Source organism: Paenibacillus taichungensis, from assembly GCF_047302525.1.
Lineage (GTDB): Bacteria > Bacillota > Bacilli > Paenibacillales > Paenibacillaceae > Paenibacillus > Paenibacillus taichungensis_B.
In genome coordinates, this window is sequence record NZ_CP168020.1 from 5,131,974 (window position 1) to 5,146,654 (window position 14,681).

A 14,681-nucleotide genomic window follows, 5' to 3' on the forward strand; every position below is an offset into this window, starting at 1 on the left:
CCTTTATAAAGGACAGGCTTCTCGAATGAATCAAATAGGTTCGAATTAGACTGTAAAGCGAGACAATGTATCTTTCAATTCTGTCGATACATTCTCCAGTTTTGCAGACAAATTCACCAGTTGGTTACTGATATTTTGTTGTTCACTGCTCAAGGAGGCAACTTCCTGGGACGTTGCAGAAGATTGTTCAGCTACTGCGCTGACATTACTCATCGCTTCGGACAACGTACCTTGAGATTGATTCAAATCTCCGATTGAGCCAGTGACCATGCTCAGACTCTCAACAAATGCACCCATTTGTTGCTGTACTGAAGCAAATATTACATTGGTATCTTTAACGGCATCCATCTGTTCCTTGAATAACGGATAAGCTGCAGACAGTTGATCCACCGTCTCATTCATTTCGGTCATAATCTTGTCGGTAATGTCGCCGACCATATCAATGGATTGTCTGGATTGTTCAGCCAACTGGCGAACCTCATTCGCTACCACCATGAATCCGCGTCCAGCTGTACCGGCACGAGCGGCTTCAATTGTTGCATTCAAGGAGAGAATGTTCGTTTGCTTAGTAATATTCTGCATGACGTCAAGCACCTTCAGAACAGAGGACGTGCTCTCTTTCAAGGAATCCACCTTGTTTACCAGCGCACCGATCATTTCTTCTGTCTTCTGCGTTTTGGTCATCAACTGATTCAGATGCTGTGTACCTGTCTGACTGGATTTCTCTACATGGCGGGCTGAATCACCCATTTGTTCGTTGGCTGTAACCACACTCTCCATCTGACGGGAGATATTGTCGGTCAATTCATTTCCACGCTCCGCTTCTGTTGCCAGACTACTTGCTCCACCTGCAATTTCTTCTGTAGCCACGGCAATCTCGGAAGCAGAGACTGCTGTTTTCTTGGAAGCACTACTCAGCTCAGAAGCGGTATCGAGCACTTCTTGCGCAGAACGGTTTGTTTGTTCGACCAAATTCGTGATCTGTTCCATCATGAGATTGAATGCCGCTGATAATTGACCAATCTCATCCTTGGAGGTAAATGGGGTACGTACTTTAAGATTACCTTTTGCTCCTTCTTGCATCAGATCTTTCAATTTGCCCATTGGGCGGGCAATTATGCGAACCATCCAAATACCGATCAGTATGGCAATAGCGGCAACTACGAGTGCCACCCACAATGTCAGTGTCAGAATGCCTTTGGCATCTTTCACCAGCATAGAAGTTGGGACCATTCCGATCAATTTCCAAGCGGATGAATCCATAGTACTGTACACTGCCAGCATATCGGTCGAATTTCCATCCACGGTATACTCTGTATTGGTGCTGCCGGATTTTTCTGTTAGCTCTTTAACAAAGGTCAAATCCGTATCTTTACCTGCACGATCAGCAATCGTTGATGCTACAACTTTATCGTCCGGAGCGATCAGTTGAAGTACAGATCCTTCACCCAAGTCAAGAGATTTCAATTGCTGTTCCAGAACTTCCAACTTCAATTCAATGATTAATACATAAGATTGGGTTGTCCCTTGCAGATTTTTCATCGAACGCGCAATACGGAACGTTGGTGTGCTACCGTCCTCTTTGGCTTCCGTTGGAAGCCAGCGATATCCACCCGCCTGAACCAGTTCGTCATACCAGGCCTCATTACGAATATCACCCATAGAGGAACTACTGTTTCCTGTACCCATGGTGGATCTTGTTTCGTCCGTCGGCACAAGATAAATCGCTTCCATAGATTTATTCGTAAATGCAATGTTCGACAATTGTTTGTTGATCGAACTTGAATTTATAAACGTATCGTACGCCGTTAAATTCGTATCAGACATCTTCTGAAGCAAGGACTGCATTTCTGGATCAAAGAAAATTTGTGTGGATGTATCTACAAACCGCTCCAAAATAATGTCCATTTTTTGCTTGGTCTGTTCAATCGTTTCCTGGTTTGATCGAGAAGCATTTTTTTCAATCGTATCCTTGGCTTTAGCGTAGGATAATAGACCTAAACCGACTACAAAAAACATGATTGCTACAAAAAAGATCAAAAACAGTTTAACACCTACCGATTTAATCGGATTGACCTTCTTCATTTGCTCTAACGCTGTTCCCCCAACATTTTTCCAGTTTTGCTTCTTCAACTGGTTTTTGGTCTTGTTCCACCCTGACTTCAGCTTACCTGAGTCTAATTTAAAAGCCTTTCTGCTTGAAGTATCCCCTGTCTTACTTTTCACTACTTTTTCTTTCTTTACTTTCTGTACCTTCTCGGGCTTAACCTTCTCGGGTTTTGTTATTTCTTCCCCACTGTCCTTCTGCTTCTTTTGAACCAATCCCATTCACCTGCCAGTAATTTACTTGTTGGATTTTTCTTTCTCTCCCCTATAAATATGTAGTATTCGACAGCTTTCTCCTTTCCCCTTTCGTTTTTTCGAAATTTATTACAACTTTTTTCCTATTTTTCTATAAAAAAAAGACCCCCATATGCCGATATACGGAGGCCAAAATCCTTCATTTTATAACACTATTTTGTTGAAACATAATATTATTTTGTCAAAAACTAGGTATTTGAACCTACTTCTTTTTTCTCATCATATCGAAATAGGAAACGGGCTGATCTACCTTCATTTTGATACGCTGTAGCGGGTGACGGGCTGCATCGAGAATGTTACCCTCTTCATCCTGCAGTTCTCCAACCACCTGTTTGAAAAAGGCACCACCCGGACCGAAGAATTCGATTTCCTGTCCTGGTTTAAAATGATTACGTTGCTGAATCGTCGCCATTCCGGTAGACGCATCATAATCTATAACCAATCCGGCAAAGTCGTAAGGTACCGCTTTTTCTTCCGGCTCATAGATATGATCCTCATGGTCCGGTGTATCATAGAAAAATCCAGTATTCAGCGGACGATTCGCTGCCTTGTTCATTTCCTCTACCCATTCAGGCTTCAGGACATAATTCTCCGGGTCCGCCATATAAGAATCGATCGCCTGGCGATACACGTTAACCACGGTAGCCACATAGTGAATCGACTTCATACGCCCTTCAATTTTGAAACTGTCCACACCCACATCAATCAGCTCTGGGATATGACCAATCATGCACAGATCCTTGGAACCCATGGAAAAGGAATTATCCTGCTCCTCGAACAGAGGCAACTGATTCTCTCCAAGCTTGAAAGGCGCAGGAGCCTGCATTTGCATCTCCTCTTCGCTAACCCATACCGTATCCTCCCGGGCATCTTCAAACAGATCGTACTTCCAGCGGCAAGATTGGCAGCAGCCACCCCGGTTGGAATCCCGGTCCGTAAAGTGGTTGGACAACACACAACGTCCGGAAAATGACGAACACATGGCTCCATGAATAAAGGCTTCGATCTCGATATCCACATTGGCCTTGATTTCTTCAATTTCTTCAAAGCTTGTCTCACGTCCGAGAACGACGCGTGGAAGACCTTCATCCTTCCAGAACTTCACAGCTTGCCAGTTCAGAGTTGATTGTTGTGTACTCAAATGCACTTCCAGACCCGGTACGGCACGCTGAGCCACTTCAATAATTGCTGGATCTGCTACGATAATAGCTGCAATTCCTGCATCATACAAGTTTTGCAAATACGCTTGAATGCCTTCGATATCTTCATTATGCGCATATATATTGGTTGCCACGAAAACTTTGGCTCCATACTTTTTGGCAAATTCCACACCTTCACGCATTTCTTCAAAGCTAAAGTTATCCGCGTTGGAACGCAATCCGTATGCCTGTCCACCGATATACACAGCATCTGCACCATAATGGATTGCAAATTTAAGTTTTTCCAGATTGCCCGCCGGAGCAAGCAACTCCGGTTTGTCCAGACGGTTACGTTTACCCGAGAACTTCCGCTGTACCGCCACTGTTTCCATGTTGTTCACCTCGTCTATTAATACACCTGTTCTTTATAGAAAAATCCAAACGACAATTCCCGTTCAGGGTCCTGCAATTGACGAACCTCGTCCAGCCATTCTTCACAAAATGCATAAGCATCGGCATCAGCTGCATAACTGTCCAGAGCTATGCGGTATGCACGTACAACAGCTTTGTTATACGCAAGCGGTTTTAACATGCCTTCGATTTTGAAGCTGCGTACCCCTGCCTCCATCAACAGATGAAGATCTTCGAGAATACAAATATCCTCCGAACTCATGATGTGAGTTCCGTTCACATCTTCATAGATCGGAAACTTCTCATCCCGGCGTTCAGCCTCAATCAGAAATAAACCACGCTCTTTACCCAAATGCCCTTCTACAGGACGCCCTTGATGGGACATATAACTTTGCACCAGACTCCGTTTGGAATGATAAATGTTCGTCATGCCATGCACTTGAACCTGGGCTTCCACCTTCAGAAATGGGACCATCTCTGTCAGCTCGTCCATATTCAACTCCCGAGCAAGTACAACACGACTCGCGCCTTTGGTTCCCCAGTAGTTGGCTGTTGCATAGTTGGTCGATGTCATCTCAGCGTTCCAGTGCAGCTGGATATGAGGAGCATGCTCCTTAATAGCGGCGAGCACAGATGGATCATTGAACTCCACCCCATGAACACCGATTTTACCCAGTGCTTGAACATATTCAGGTAATTCCTTTAGCAACTCGTTGGACATCAGATTGTTCATGGACACGTATACACGAGCCTGATGTTTCGCTGCAACGGCAACGACCTCTGCTGTTTCTTCCACACTGAAGCTGCCGGGAAGACGCATGCCGAAGCGATCATCCCCAATTAACAAAGCATCTGCTCCTGCTTGGAGCAGCACCTCTGCCTCTTTCACATTTGCCGCCGTAACGAGCAGTTCATGTTTCGTACTCATATACATCCCCTCCGCTTATTGCGCAGCCTTACTTTTGGCTATATTTTGCTGATGTTCCTTATACGTTTTGGCAAACAGATGTCCGAATGTACCATCCTTCTTGGTCACATAGAACAAGTAATCCGAAGCTTCCGGTTCCAACGCTGCCTCAATGGATGCCAGACTTGGACTTGCAATCGGTCCTGGTGGCAGCCCTTTGTTCAGATACGTATTATAGGGGCTCTGTACCTTCAGATCCTTGAAAAGCAATCTGGCCTTCGGCTTATCCAGTAAATACTGTACTGTCGCGTCGATCTCCAGTTTCATATCCTGCTTGATCCGATTATAGATCACACCTGCCACAAGCGCGCGTTCCTGATCCACCACAACTTCTCTCTCCACAAGCGATGCGATCGTTAACACTTCATGCAAAGACAGGTTTCTCTCCTTGAGTTTGGACGCCAAATCAGGGATAGTATCAACCTTGGTCTGGAATTCCTCAAGCATTCGCTGCATGACCTCTTGAGTCGAACTTCCCTCTTTGAGCTCATACGTCTCCGGGAACAAATATCCCTCCAGCACATATCGCAGCTCTTCATCCACTGGAATGTCCTTGATGATGTCGATATCAAAAGCAGATGGATCATTCGCAAGCTTGATAAATTCCTCACGATCCACAATTCCCTCAGCAGATAGCTTGTCTGCCATTTGTAATACTGTATATCCCTCAGGAATAGTAAACTTGACCATGGATTCAGGCACAACTTCACCGTTACTCAGCTTATTAATAATCTCATCGTATGACACGCCTGGATTTAAGGAATATGTACCTGCCATAAAATTCGATCCTTGTTTCTTCCATTTCAGGTATCCCTTAAAGGCTAAACCACTTCGAATCAGACCTTCCTGCTCCAACTGGTCCGCAATTTTGGAAGTTCCTGACCCGCTCTTGATCTCGAAAACGATCGGTTCTGTGGATGCTTGTACCGGACGCATCATGTTCCAGACATATACGCCTGCGCCTCCGGCAACAACCACGATGATTAGCAGAAAGACTAAAATCGCTTTTCCTTTCAAAAAAGACACAACTCCTTTACACAACCAAAAAGAGCGGACTTCTCCGCCCTTCCGGTTTCTTCAATTTGAAGCTGATTAATCAATCTTCGTCAATGGGGAGTGTACACTCATCATACAATTCAGAGATGTTCTCCCACTCATCATCATCGTCAATCGTAACTAATTCCGGCATGATCTGGCCTTCACTTCCCGGTAAAACCCGCAAAAGTTCAACTTCGTCATAAGGACGTAATGAACTGCGGAGCACCGCATACTGTTGGCCCTTCACTTCAAACTCAGCCAGCAGGTCATACGGATGCGATTTACCGTTCTCTTCTTCCAGCTCAACGTGAGCACCAAAAGCCAGACGCAGCGAATCTGTCCATTTCAAGTCTTCGCGGCTGTATTCTGTCATTTAGTTCGCTTCCTCTTCATCTTCTGCAAGAAATGTATTAAACGTCTCCTCGACGATATCCCATTCGGCATCATCTTGGATGACGAAAAGTTTAATATCGTCGCCCTCTTCTTCATAACGGAATGCATAAACATCCGTCTCTCCATCTTCGGGTTCAACCGGAGCAACCATCATGTACTTGGCCTCCGAACCGTCCACTTCGAATTTCATGATGACTTCGAATTCCTCTTCATTACCCTCGTCATCCGCAATGTAAATAATCTCCGATTCTTCTTCCATACCCAGTTGATCTTCAGCCATTGTTGATCCCCCTCACCTTTTACTATTGGCATCCAAATAATTTTGCAAAATCAAGCTTGCGGCCATTTTGTCCACAACCTGCTTGCGTTTTTTGCGACTGACATCCGCTTCAAGCAGCGTTCGTTCTGCTGCCATGGTTGTCAGCCGTTCATCCCAAAGGTGAACAGGTAAATTCAGTTCGCCCCGCAGGCGGTCGGCAAAAGCGATGCATATTTCACCACGCGGTCCTACGGTGCCGTTCATGTTTTTGGGAAGTCCGACTACGATCTCGCCAATCTCATGCTCACGCACAAGTTCAGCAATCCGAACGAACTCACCTTCATCCCGGCGGCGTTCAAGTACTTCCAATCCCTGGGCAGTCCAACCGAAGGCGTCACTAGCGGCAACTCCGATTCTTCGGTCCCCATAGTCCAAACCTAATATTTTCATCCATGCTCTCCCATCCTCAAGCCTGCTCAGGTCGATTATTATTCGCCTTCTCAAGCTTCAGGCTGTCTTCTGTCGGTTCATTTCCCGCTGCCTGCATAGCTGCATCACAGCGGAAGCGATGTACATTACCGGTGATTGGCCAGATAAGAACGAACAAGCTCTTCAATCAGCTCATCACGCTCTTTTTTACGGACCAGACTGCGTGCATTGTTGTGACGAGGGATGTATGCGGGGTCTCCAGAAATCAGATACCCGACAATCTGGTTAATAGGATTATACTCCTTATCCACCAGTGCATCATATACCGTGAGAAGAATCTCTTTGGAGGATGCTTCCTGCTCGTCGGCTTTCACATTAAATTTAACCGTCTTATCCATGGAGTCCATTGATGACACCTCGCTCCTGCATGAACATGGGGACCATGTCCTGCCGAATTGATTTCTGCTTATATAATAACATATTCTGACTGCCACAAGTAAACAAAGGATAAGCCAATTGTGTTTTTTGCTTGTCCTTTACTGGCTTCAGCATATTGCATCATTCGATTCCACTCGCTCTCGGGTACAAAATATAAACGAACAGAACCATTTCAATTTATATTTTGAAGATTGAAAGCCGCTCAATGGATTTATGCAATATGCCCGCTAACCAATGAAACCGCCAGTTTCAACGCTTCATCCAGCTTGGTTGCATCCTTGCCTCCGGCTTGCGCCATATCAGGACGTCCGCCACCTCCGCCGCCGCATACTGCCGCAACTTCCTTGACGATTTTACCTGCATGCAGCCCTTGTTTTACCTGTTCAGCAGGGACAGCTACAACAAAATTCACTTTGCCGTCAGCTGGAGCACCCAGTACGAGTACTGCATTAGGCAGTTTTACTTTCAATTCATCAGCCACTGTACGCAGTGCATCCATGTTCGGAGCATCCACACGAGCTGCAAGCAACTGTGTATTTCCTGCTTGTACCACTTGATCTGTCAATGCGCCTGCTTCCATGGCACTCAGCTTGCTTTGCAGTGATTCAGTCTCTCTGGCAGCTTCTTTCAATTGCTGATTCAGACCTTCAATGCGTTTAGGCACGTCCGCCACATTTGCTTTGAGCAGGGTTGCGGATTGTTTGAGCAATTCAAGCTGACTTTCTACATACAGATACGCGCCACGGCCAGTCACAGCTTCGATCCGACGTACGCCGGAGCCGATTCCGCTCTCGCTCACCAGCTTGAAGATACCGATCTCTGATGTATTGTTTACGTGACAGCCGCCACAAAGTTCCAAACTATAGTCTCCGACTTGTACTACACGTACGATATCGCCGTATTTTTCACCGAACAGTGCCATTGCGCCCATTTCTTTGGCTTCATCAATAGCTTTCAGTTCAATGTTTACGTTCAGACGATTCCAGATCTGTTCGTTCACCTGACGCTCGATCTCCGTTAATTCTTCCGGCGTAATGCTGCCAAAGTGCGAGAAGTCAAAGCGCAGACGTTGAGGCTCTACGAGTGATCCTGCCTGATTGACATGTGTTCCGAGCACATCTTTGAGCGCTTTGTGCAGCAAATGCGTTGCGGTATGGTTTTTGATAATATCGCCGCGTTTGGACGCATCCACTTCAGCTTTAATCACTTCACCCACACGTAGTTCACCGGACTCTACCGTCACCAGATGTACGTGTTGTCCCAGCGGAGCTTTGAACAGGCCCTGCACTTTCGCCGTTACACTGGCTCCGCGCAGCAAGCCCTGGTCACTCACTTGTCCGCCACTTTCCGCATAGAACGGAGTCTTGTCAAGGATGACCTGGCATGTCTGTCCTTCGCTTACGGAGTCTACCAGTGCGTCACCAGCGACGATGGCTACCACTTTTGCTTCCGTCAACAGGTCATTATAACCAACAAACTCGCTTTTAACCTCCAGATCGGCAAGCGGTCCGCCTTGAACCTTCATGCTCTCGTTTTCCTGGCGTCCTGCACGTCCAAGCTCACGCTGCTTCTGCATGGAAGCATCAAAACCTTCACGATCTACCGTCAGACCATGCTCTGCTGCATAATCTTCTGTCAGGTCAAACGGGAAACCGTACGTATCATACAATTTGAACGCTTCAGGCCCGCTAATAACCGTACGTCCTTCGGACTTGGCTGTGCCGCTGATATCCGCAAGAATGGCCAGACCATCTGTGAGTGTTTCGTGGAAACGCTCTTCCTCGGTTTTGATCACTTTAGCGATAAACTCCTGTTTGTCCACTACTTCCGGGTAGTACATCCCCATCACTTCACCGACAGTCGTTGTCAGTTCATACAGGAATGGACGATCCAATCCCAGTACTTTTCCGTAACGTACGGCACGACGGAGCAAACGGCGAATTACATATCCGCGTCCTTCATTGCTTGGCAGAACGCCATCACCTACAGCAAAGGCAACGGTCCGAATGTGGTCGGAAATGACTTTCAGTGCAACGTCAATCTCTACACTGTCATTATATTTCACACCGGCAAGAGCCGCTGTTCTTTGAATCATCGGTTGGAACAGATCTGTGTCAAAGTTGGAATCCACATTTTGCAGAATGGATGCAAAACGCTCCAGACCTGCACCTGTATCAATATTTTTGTTCGGAAGCGGTGTGTAGCTACCGTCCTTGTTGTGATTGAACTGGGAGAATACCAGGTTCCATACTTCCAGGTAACGTTCATTTTCCCCGCCTGGATACATCTCGGGATCATTCATGTCGTTGCCATAAGCTTCGCCGCGATCATAGAAGATTTCGGTACAAGGTCCACACGGGCCTTCGCCGATATCCCAGAAGTTCTCATCCAGTTTGATGATACGCTCAGCAGGCAAGCCTACTTTTTCATTCCACAATTTGAAGGCCTCTTCGTCCTCAGGGTATACCGTTACCGAGAGACGTTCCGGATCGAAACCAATCCATTCTTTGCTTGTGAGAAATTCCCATGCCCAAGTAATCGTCTCTTCCTTGAAATAGTCTCCGATGGAGAAGTTACCGAGCATTTCGAAGAACGTATGGTGACGGCGAGTTTTACCGACATTTTCAATATCGTTCGTACGAATACATTTTTGGGAGTTGGCGAGACGCGGGTTCTCCGGTTTCTCCCGACCGTCAAAATACGGTTTCAACGGTGCCATGCCCGCATTTATCCACAGAAGGGATGGATCATTATGAGGTACAAGCGATGCGCTTGGCTCGATTTTGTGACCTTTACTTGCAAAAAACTCTATCCATTTGGACCGGATTTCACTGGCTTTCATACGGTGTGCCCCCAATTAATTATAATAGTCCGGTGCATATTCGCTCCGGGTTGTTAACAAGTAAAAACAAACACAAAAAACGCCCCTGATAGTCAGGGACGATTATAATCGCGGTACCACCCTGGTTATTGCTGTTCATCCGCAGATGAAACAAACAATCTCCTCGTTGATGCGAAATAACGGTCGCTCCCGGCAGGGTTGTCCTGCACTCCGAAATCAGCTTTCCGCCGCTTCAACTTTCAAGACTCTTCCAGCCATCGGGCTCAGATTACATCTGATCCGAAGAAGTCTATTCTCTGAGGAAAGGAACCCTCGGCGTACTTCATTTCATCATCGATTTCTTGTTCTAAACATACCCCTCCATTATATCGATATGCCTATATGGTGTCAACGCACCCTTTAGGACCAGACTGTTGCTACGATTAGTCCGTTCTTCGTTTGATGTAATAGGCAAAAAAGTGCTGCACAATGACTTTCAGAACAGCAAAGACAGGTACCGCCAGAATGAGGCCTACTATGCCCGCCAGTTCGCCTCCCACAAGGAGCGCGAAGATAATCGACAACGGATGTAAATGCAAAGTCCGCCCTACCACCTGGGGGGAGATGACGTTGCTCTCCAACACCTGGCACAGTGTGTTCACAATAACAACGAAGAGCACCATTTTGAACGATACCGTAGACGCCATCACCACTGCAGGAGCAGCTCCAAGAAACGGGCCAAGATAAGGCACGATGTTAAATACAGCAACAATGCTGGCGAGCAGCAGTGCATAAGGCATATCAATAACGATGTAACCGATGTAGGCAAAGATGCCCACAATCACACAGACAATAAATTGTCCACGAATATAGTTTCCCAAGGCCGTGTCAATCTCTTTCATAACCGAAACAATGGCCTTGCGACGTGAGCGAGGCAGGTACGCCACAATCGTACGCTCGAATACCTCAAAATCTTTTAACATATAGAAAATGAGGAATGGCACGATAAACACGTTGAACAACACATTAATGGTTGTCCCGATATTATCCATCAGCTTCGTTATCCCCTGGGTCAGCCGATCCTCCATCTGGAAAAACCAGCTGTTCATACCCGTGCGCACACTTGGCGGCATTAATTTGTGATCCATATTGTTCATCAGACTCTGGGCACGCATCGACAGCTCCGGCATATGCTCGTTCAGTTCCTCCAACTGTTCAATCAACACTGGAATGACATTCATCAGGATGACTCCTATACAGGTGAGGAAAAAAGCATAGATTAACAGCACGGCAATGGTTCGAGGGACTTTGCGCCCTCCCAGCATGCTTACAATCGGATTGAGGACATAGGATATGATGAGGGCCACGATAAATGGTGCCAGCACTGTTTTCAGGAATCCATATATATGAAGCAGTAATGGCCGCAGCAGCCAGATGAAATACAGAATAATCAATCCGAGTAGCAGCCAGATGGCATAACGGAACAGCTTGTTTTTGGTTAATTGCTCCACTTGCATCTCTCCCTTTTGGACTGGCTCTGAAAGTCAGTATATGTAAGGAAGGGAATATTTATTAACGCACAAAAAAAGCGCCCCCTTCATGATGAAGGAGACGCATCTTGTGATCCGGGTTAGCATATATTCATACAAGTTCCCTTGAACCACTATGTAACCGCAGCTATATACATCTGTCATCATTTCATGACAGCATTCAATGACAGTCTTTGTCATGAAACCGCATATAGAAGAAGTTAAACTTCTTATTAAGAAGAAGCATGAAGATGAGGGAAGTCTTGCGGCAGCTCTTCCCCGAAGAACAGATCATCGAGGGAACTGAGCGTGCCGTCTTCTTCCACTTGGTATACAGACATTTTCTCACCGTTCACTGTTAATTCGATAAAGCATCCCCAGCAATAAAACTGGTGGGAACCGATTTTCCCAATATCTTTGGAACTACAGTTTGGACATTTCATATTCATTCACCTATCCATTAACAGAATGAATGGCATTTTCCAAGCGCTGTTCACTCAGCGGCGGCACCATAATGGCACTTTCCCCAATAGACATATCGCTTGTACATGGCAGCCATTTGCGGCCCTCAATCAAATCGGACACAAAACCGTCCGTAATTTCAATCCCTATTATTGTATTTCCCAACTCCTGGTCAAAATAAACATCAGAGACACGTCCAAGCAGCAAACCTTCTTCGGTGAGCACGGACATCTCCTTCAATTTAGACTGGCCGAGGAGGTACGTGTGTTTTATGTCGTCGGCTCCCGTTTTGCGGACAGCCTGTTGATTACGGATCATGACGGCATCTTCGCCGTAGGCAACGATATCTTGCCACTGCACGATTTTGACATGACTGGTAAACAGGCCTTTGTTTTCAAGTTCAATGCCTTCAATTTTCCAATCGTCATTCACAATGAAATCCTGGATTTTACCGACCTGCTTCCCATCCTCAACGTCAAAAACGGCAAGTCCGATCATTTCCTGAAGCTTCATCGCAGGGTCCCCCTCATCTTCTTATCATTAAATAGTCGCGGCGCTATTGCTAGGTATGCCCAAAGTTGATGAGTGGCAATCAGACGCCGATCATCAAAACCGCTTCTATCCAACCGATGAAATGGAACTTCTTCCCTCCTTCTGTTCCATGTGCAAAGAGCCCCTTAGGCTCTATTACGCAGTCGCCCAAGAATGGTTCCAATTTTTTCGGCGGTTATCATGATTTCTTCCGTAGTATTACCCAACCCCCAGCTAAAACGAATCGCGGAATGCAAAAATGTCTCCGGCAGCTTCATCGCTTTGAGTACATGGGATACTTCGAGGGAACCGGAAGTACATGCCGAACCGCTCGCAACTGCGATGCCTTCCATATCCAGATTCATGAGCATCGTCTCTGTGGATACTTCCAGAAAGCTGATGTTCAGGATATTGGGCAACGTAAATTCCGGATGTCCGTTGACGTGGAAATGCTCTGCCCCTACATGCTGCTCCAGTTGTTCCAACAGCAATGATCGCAATGCCAGATCATGATCACGGCGCTCCTCCGCTTGTTCTCCTGATATTTTCAACGCCTCCGCAAAGCCAGTGATACCTGCTATATTCTCGGTACCTGCACGTCGCTGCCGTTCCTGAAGGCCACCATGAGATCTCGCTTCCAGCACAATTCCGCGCCGTACATATAGTGCACCCACGCCTTGAGGGCCATTAATTTTATGAGCAGAGAAGCTGATCAGATCCACAGGCAGTTCCTTGCAGGAAATTTCCTGGGTGCCAAGAGCCTGAACTGCATCGGTATGGAACAAAATATCATGTTGACGAGCCAGTTCACCAATTTCCCGGATAGGTTGAATCGTACCCACTTCATTATTGGCATACATCATGGTGATCAGCACTGTATCTGGCCGGATGGCATCTTTCAGCTCTTCCAAACGTATTCTTCCGTACTCATCTACAGGCAAATAGGTCACTTCATAGCCTTGTCGCTCCAGCTCCTGACAAGTATGCAGTACCGCATGATGTTCAATGGCCGTTGTAATGATGTGCCGTCCCCGTTCATTTCTCGCTGAAACTGCGCCAAATATCGCCAGATTGTCACTTTCCGTGCCGCCTCCGGTAAATACGAGTTCATCTGGGAAACAACCCAAAGACGCCGCAATGACATCCCTTGCTCCACTGACGGTCCGTTTGGCTTCACGCCCAAAGGCATGGATACTTGATGCATTGCCATATTGCCCTGTCATAACTTTCATCATCGCTTCCGCGACTTGTGGGTGCATAGGTGTCGATGCGGCGTGATCCAAATATATTCTTTTCATTGATTTCACCCCGTTATATGTTGGACTTCCATATTTTCAAACCATAAAGAAGCTTGTTGCACGGCTAAAGCCCCCAATATGGGGGCTTTAGTGTGTCGTCTGTGATGCTCATCATCAACTATATTAGATATAGAACATGTAGCTGTCTTTTTGCTCCTGATCCTGGAATGTAATCAGATCCTTCAGCGTTGTTGAATCCAATACTTCTGCAATGCCATCACGGATGCGCAACCACAAATCGCGCTTCGCCGGATCATCTTCCTCCGTGAAATCCACTGGAGAGATTGGACCTTCCAGTACACGAATAACATCGCCTGCCGTTACGGTAGCAGGATCGCCTGCCAGAATGTAACCGCCGTAGGCGCCACGGATACTTTTGACCAGTCCTGCATTACGCAGGGGAGCGATCAATTGCTCCAGATAATGCTCCGAGAGCTGGTTGCGCTCGGCAATACTTTTCAAAGATGTAGGGCCTTCGCCTGTTCTGGCTGCCAGCTCCATCATGATTGTGAGCCCATAACGGCCCTTTGTCGATATTTTCAAAGGAGTCACCTCTTTCAATTTTCGAAAAAAACAAGTTGTGAAACATAAAATAACAGGATGTG

General features: G+C 46.5%; 14 protein-coding genes. All 14 read right to left on the reverse strand.

The genetic code is table 11. The features are described 5' to 3' along the window. Positions 1–45: 45 nt before the first annotated feature. Positions 46–2,328 (reverse strand): methyl-accepting chemotaxis protein, encoded by a 2,283-nt coding sequence (locus tag ACDJ58_RS22970; protein ID WP_413373113.1) that lies wholly within the window; start codon positions 2,326–2,328, stop codon positions 46–48. 235 nt (positions 2,329–2,563) lie between these two features. Further along, a complete protein-coding gene (locus ACDJ58_RS22975; protein ID WP_413373114.1) occupies positions 2,564–3,892 on the reverse strand; it encodes a peptidase U32 family protein in 1,329 nt (442 codons plus the stop codon). Between the two features lie 17 nt (positions 3,893–3,909). Continuing rightward, complete coding sequence (locus tag ACDJ58_RS22980) at positions 3,910–4,839, reverse strand: peptidase U32 family protein (RefSeq protein ID WP_413373115.1); 930 nt, start codon at positions 4,837–4,839, stop codon at positions 3,910–3,912. Positions 4,840–4,854: 15 nt separating this feature from the next. Further along, a complete protein-coding gene (mltG, locus tag ACDJ58_RS22985) occupies positions 4,855–5,895 on the reverse strand; it encodes an endolytic transglycosylase MltG (protein ID WP_413373117.1) in 1,041 nt (346 codons plus the stop codon). A gap of 79 nt (positions 5,896–5,974) precedes the next feature. Continuing rightward, the gene (locus ACDJ58_RS22990) at positions 5,975–6,289 is read right to left on the reverse strand and encodes a DUF1292 domain-containing protein (RefSeq protein WP_024633076.1); all 315 of its coding nucleotides are present in this window, start codon (positions 6,287–6,289) and stop codon (positions 5,975–5,977) included. Next, complete coding sequence (locus ACDJ58_RS22995; protein ID WP_024633075.1) at positions 6,290–6,589, reverse strand: DUF1292 domain-containing protein; 300 nt, start codon at positions 6,587–6,589, stop codon at positions 6,290–6,292. It lies immediately after the preceding gene. Positions 6,590–6,601: 12 nt separating this feature from the next. Continuing rightward, the gene (gene ruvX / locus ACDJ58_RS23000) at positions 6,602–7,018 is read right to left on the reverse strand and encodes a Holliday junction resolvase RuvX (protein WP_063566850.1); all 417 of its coding nucleotides are present in this window, start codon (positions 7,016–7,018) and stop codon (positions 6,602–6,604) included. Positions 7,019–7,143: 125 nt separating this feature from the next. After that, positions 7,144–7,404, reverse strand: coding sequence for an IreB family regulatory phosphoprotein (locus tag ACDJ58_RS23005; RefSeq protein ID WP_024633073.1), 261 nt, complete (start codon positions 7,402–7,404; stop codon positions 7,144–7,146). A gap of 242 nt (positions 7,405–7,646) precedes the next feature. Then, the gene (gene alaS, locus ACDJ58_RS23010) at positions 7,647–10,277 is read right to left on the reverse strand and encodes an alanine--tRNA ligase (protein WP_413373118.1); all 2,631 of its coding nucleotides are present in this window, start codon (positions 10,275–10,277) and stop codon (positions 7,647–7,649) included. Positions 10,278–10,699: 422 nt separating this feature from the next. Then, positions 10,700–11,767 (reverse strand): AI-2E family transporter, encoded by a 1,068-nt coding sequence (locus ACDJ58_RS23015; protein ID WP_076287766.1) that lies wholly within the window; start codon positions 11,765–11,767, stop codon positions 10,700–10,702. A 251-nt stretch (positions 11,768–12,018) separates the two neighbouring features. After that, complete coding sequence (locus ACDJ58_RS23020) at positions 12,019–12,228, reverse strand: hypothetical protein (protein ID WP_024633070.1); 210 nt, start codon at positions 12,226–12,228, stop codon at positions 12,019–12,021. Positions 12,229–12,238: 10 nt separating this feature from the next. Then, positions 12,239–12,760, reverse strand: coding sequence for a PRC-barrel domain-containing protein (locus ACDJ58_RS23025; protein ID WP_024633069.1), 522 nt, complete (start codon positions 12,758–12,760; stop codon positions 12,239–12,241). Between the two features lie 164 nt (positions 12,761–12,924). Continuing rightward, positions 12,925–14,076, reverse strand: a complete 1,152-nt coding sequence (locus ACDJ58_RS23030; protein WP_413373120.1) for a cysteine desulfurase family protein — start codon at positions 14,074–14,076, stop codon at positions 12,925–12,927. A 123-nt stretch (positions 14,077–14,199) separates the two neighbouring features. After that, positions 14,200–14,619: a cysteine metabolism transcriptional regulator CymR gene (gene cymR, locus ACDJ58_RS23035; RefSeq protein ID WP_063566846.1), complete on the reverse strand. Its 420-nt coding sequence runs from the start codon at positions 14,617–14,619 to the stop codon at positions 14,200–14,202. Between the last annotated feature and the right edge of the window lie 62 nt (positions 14,620–14,681).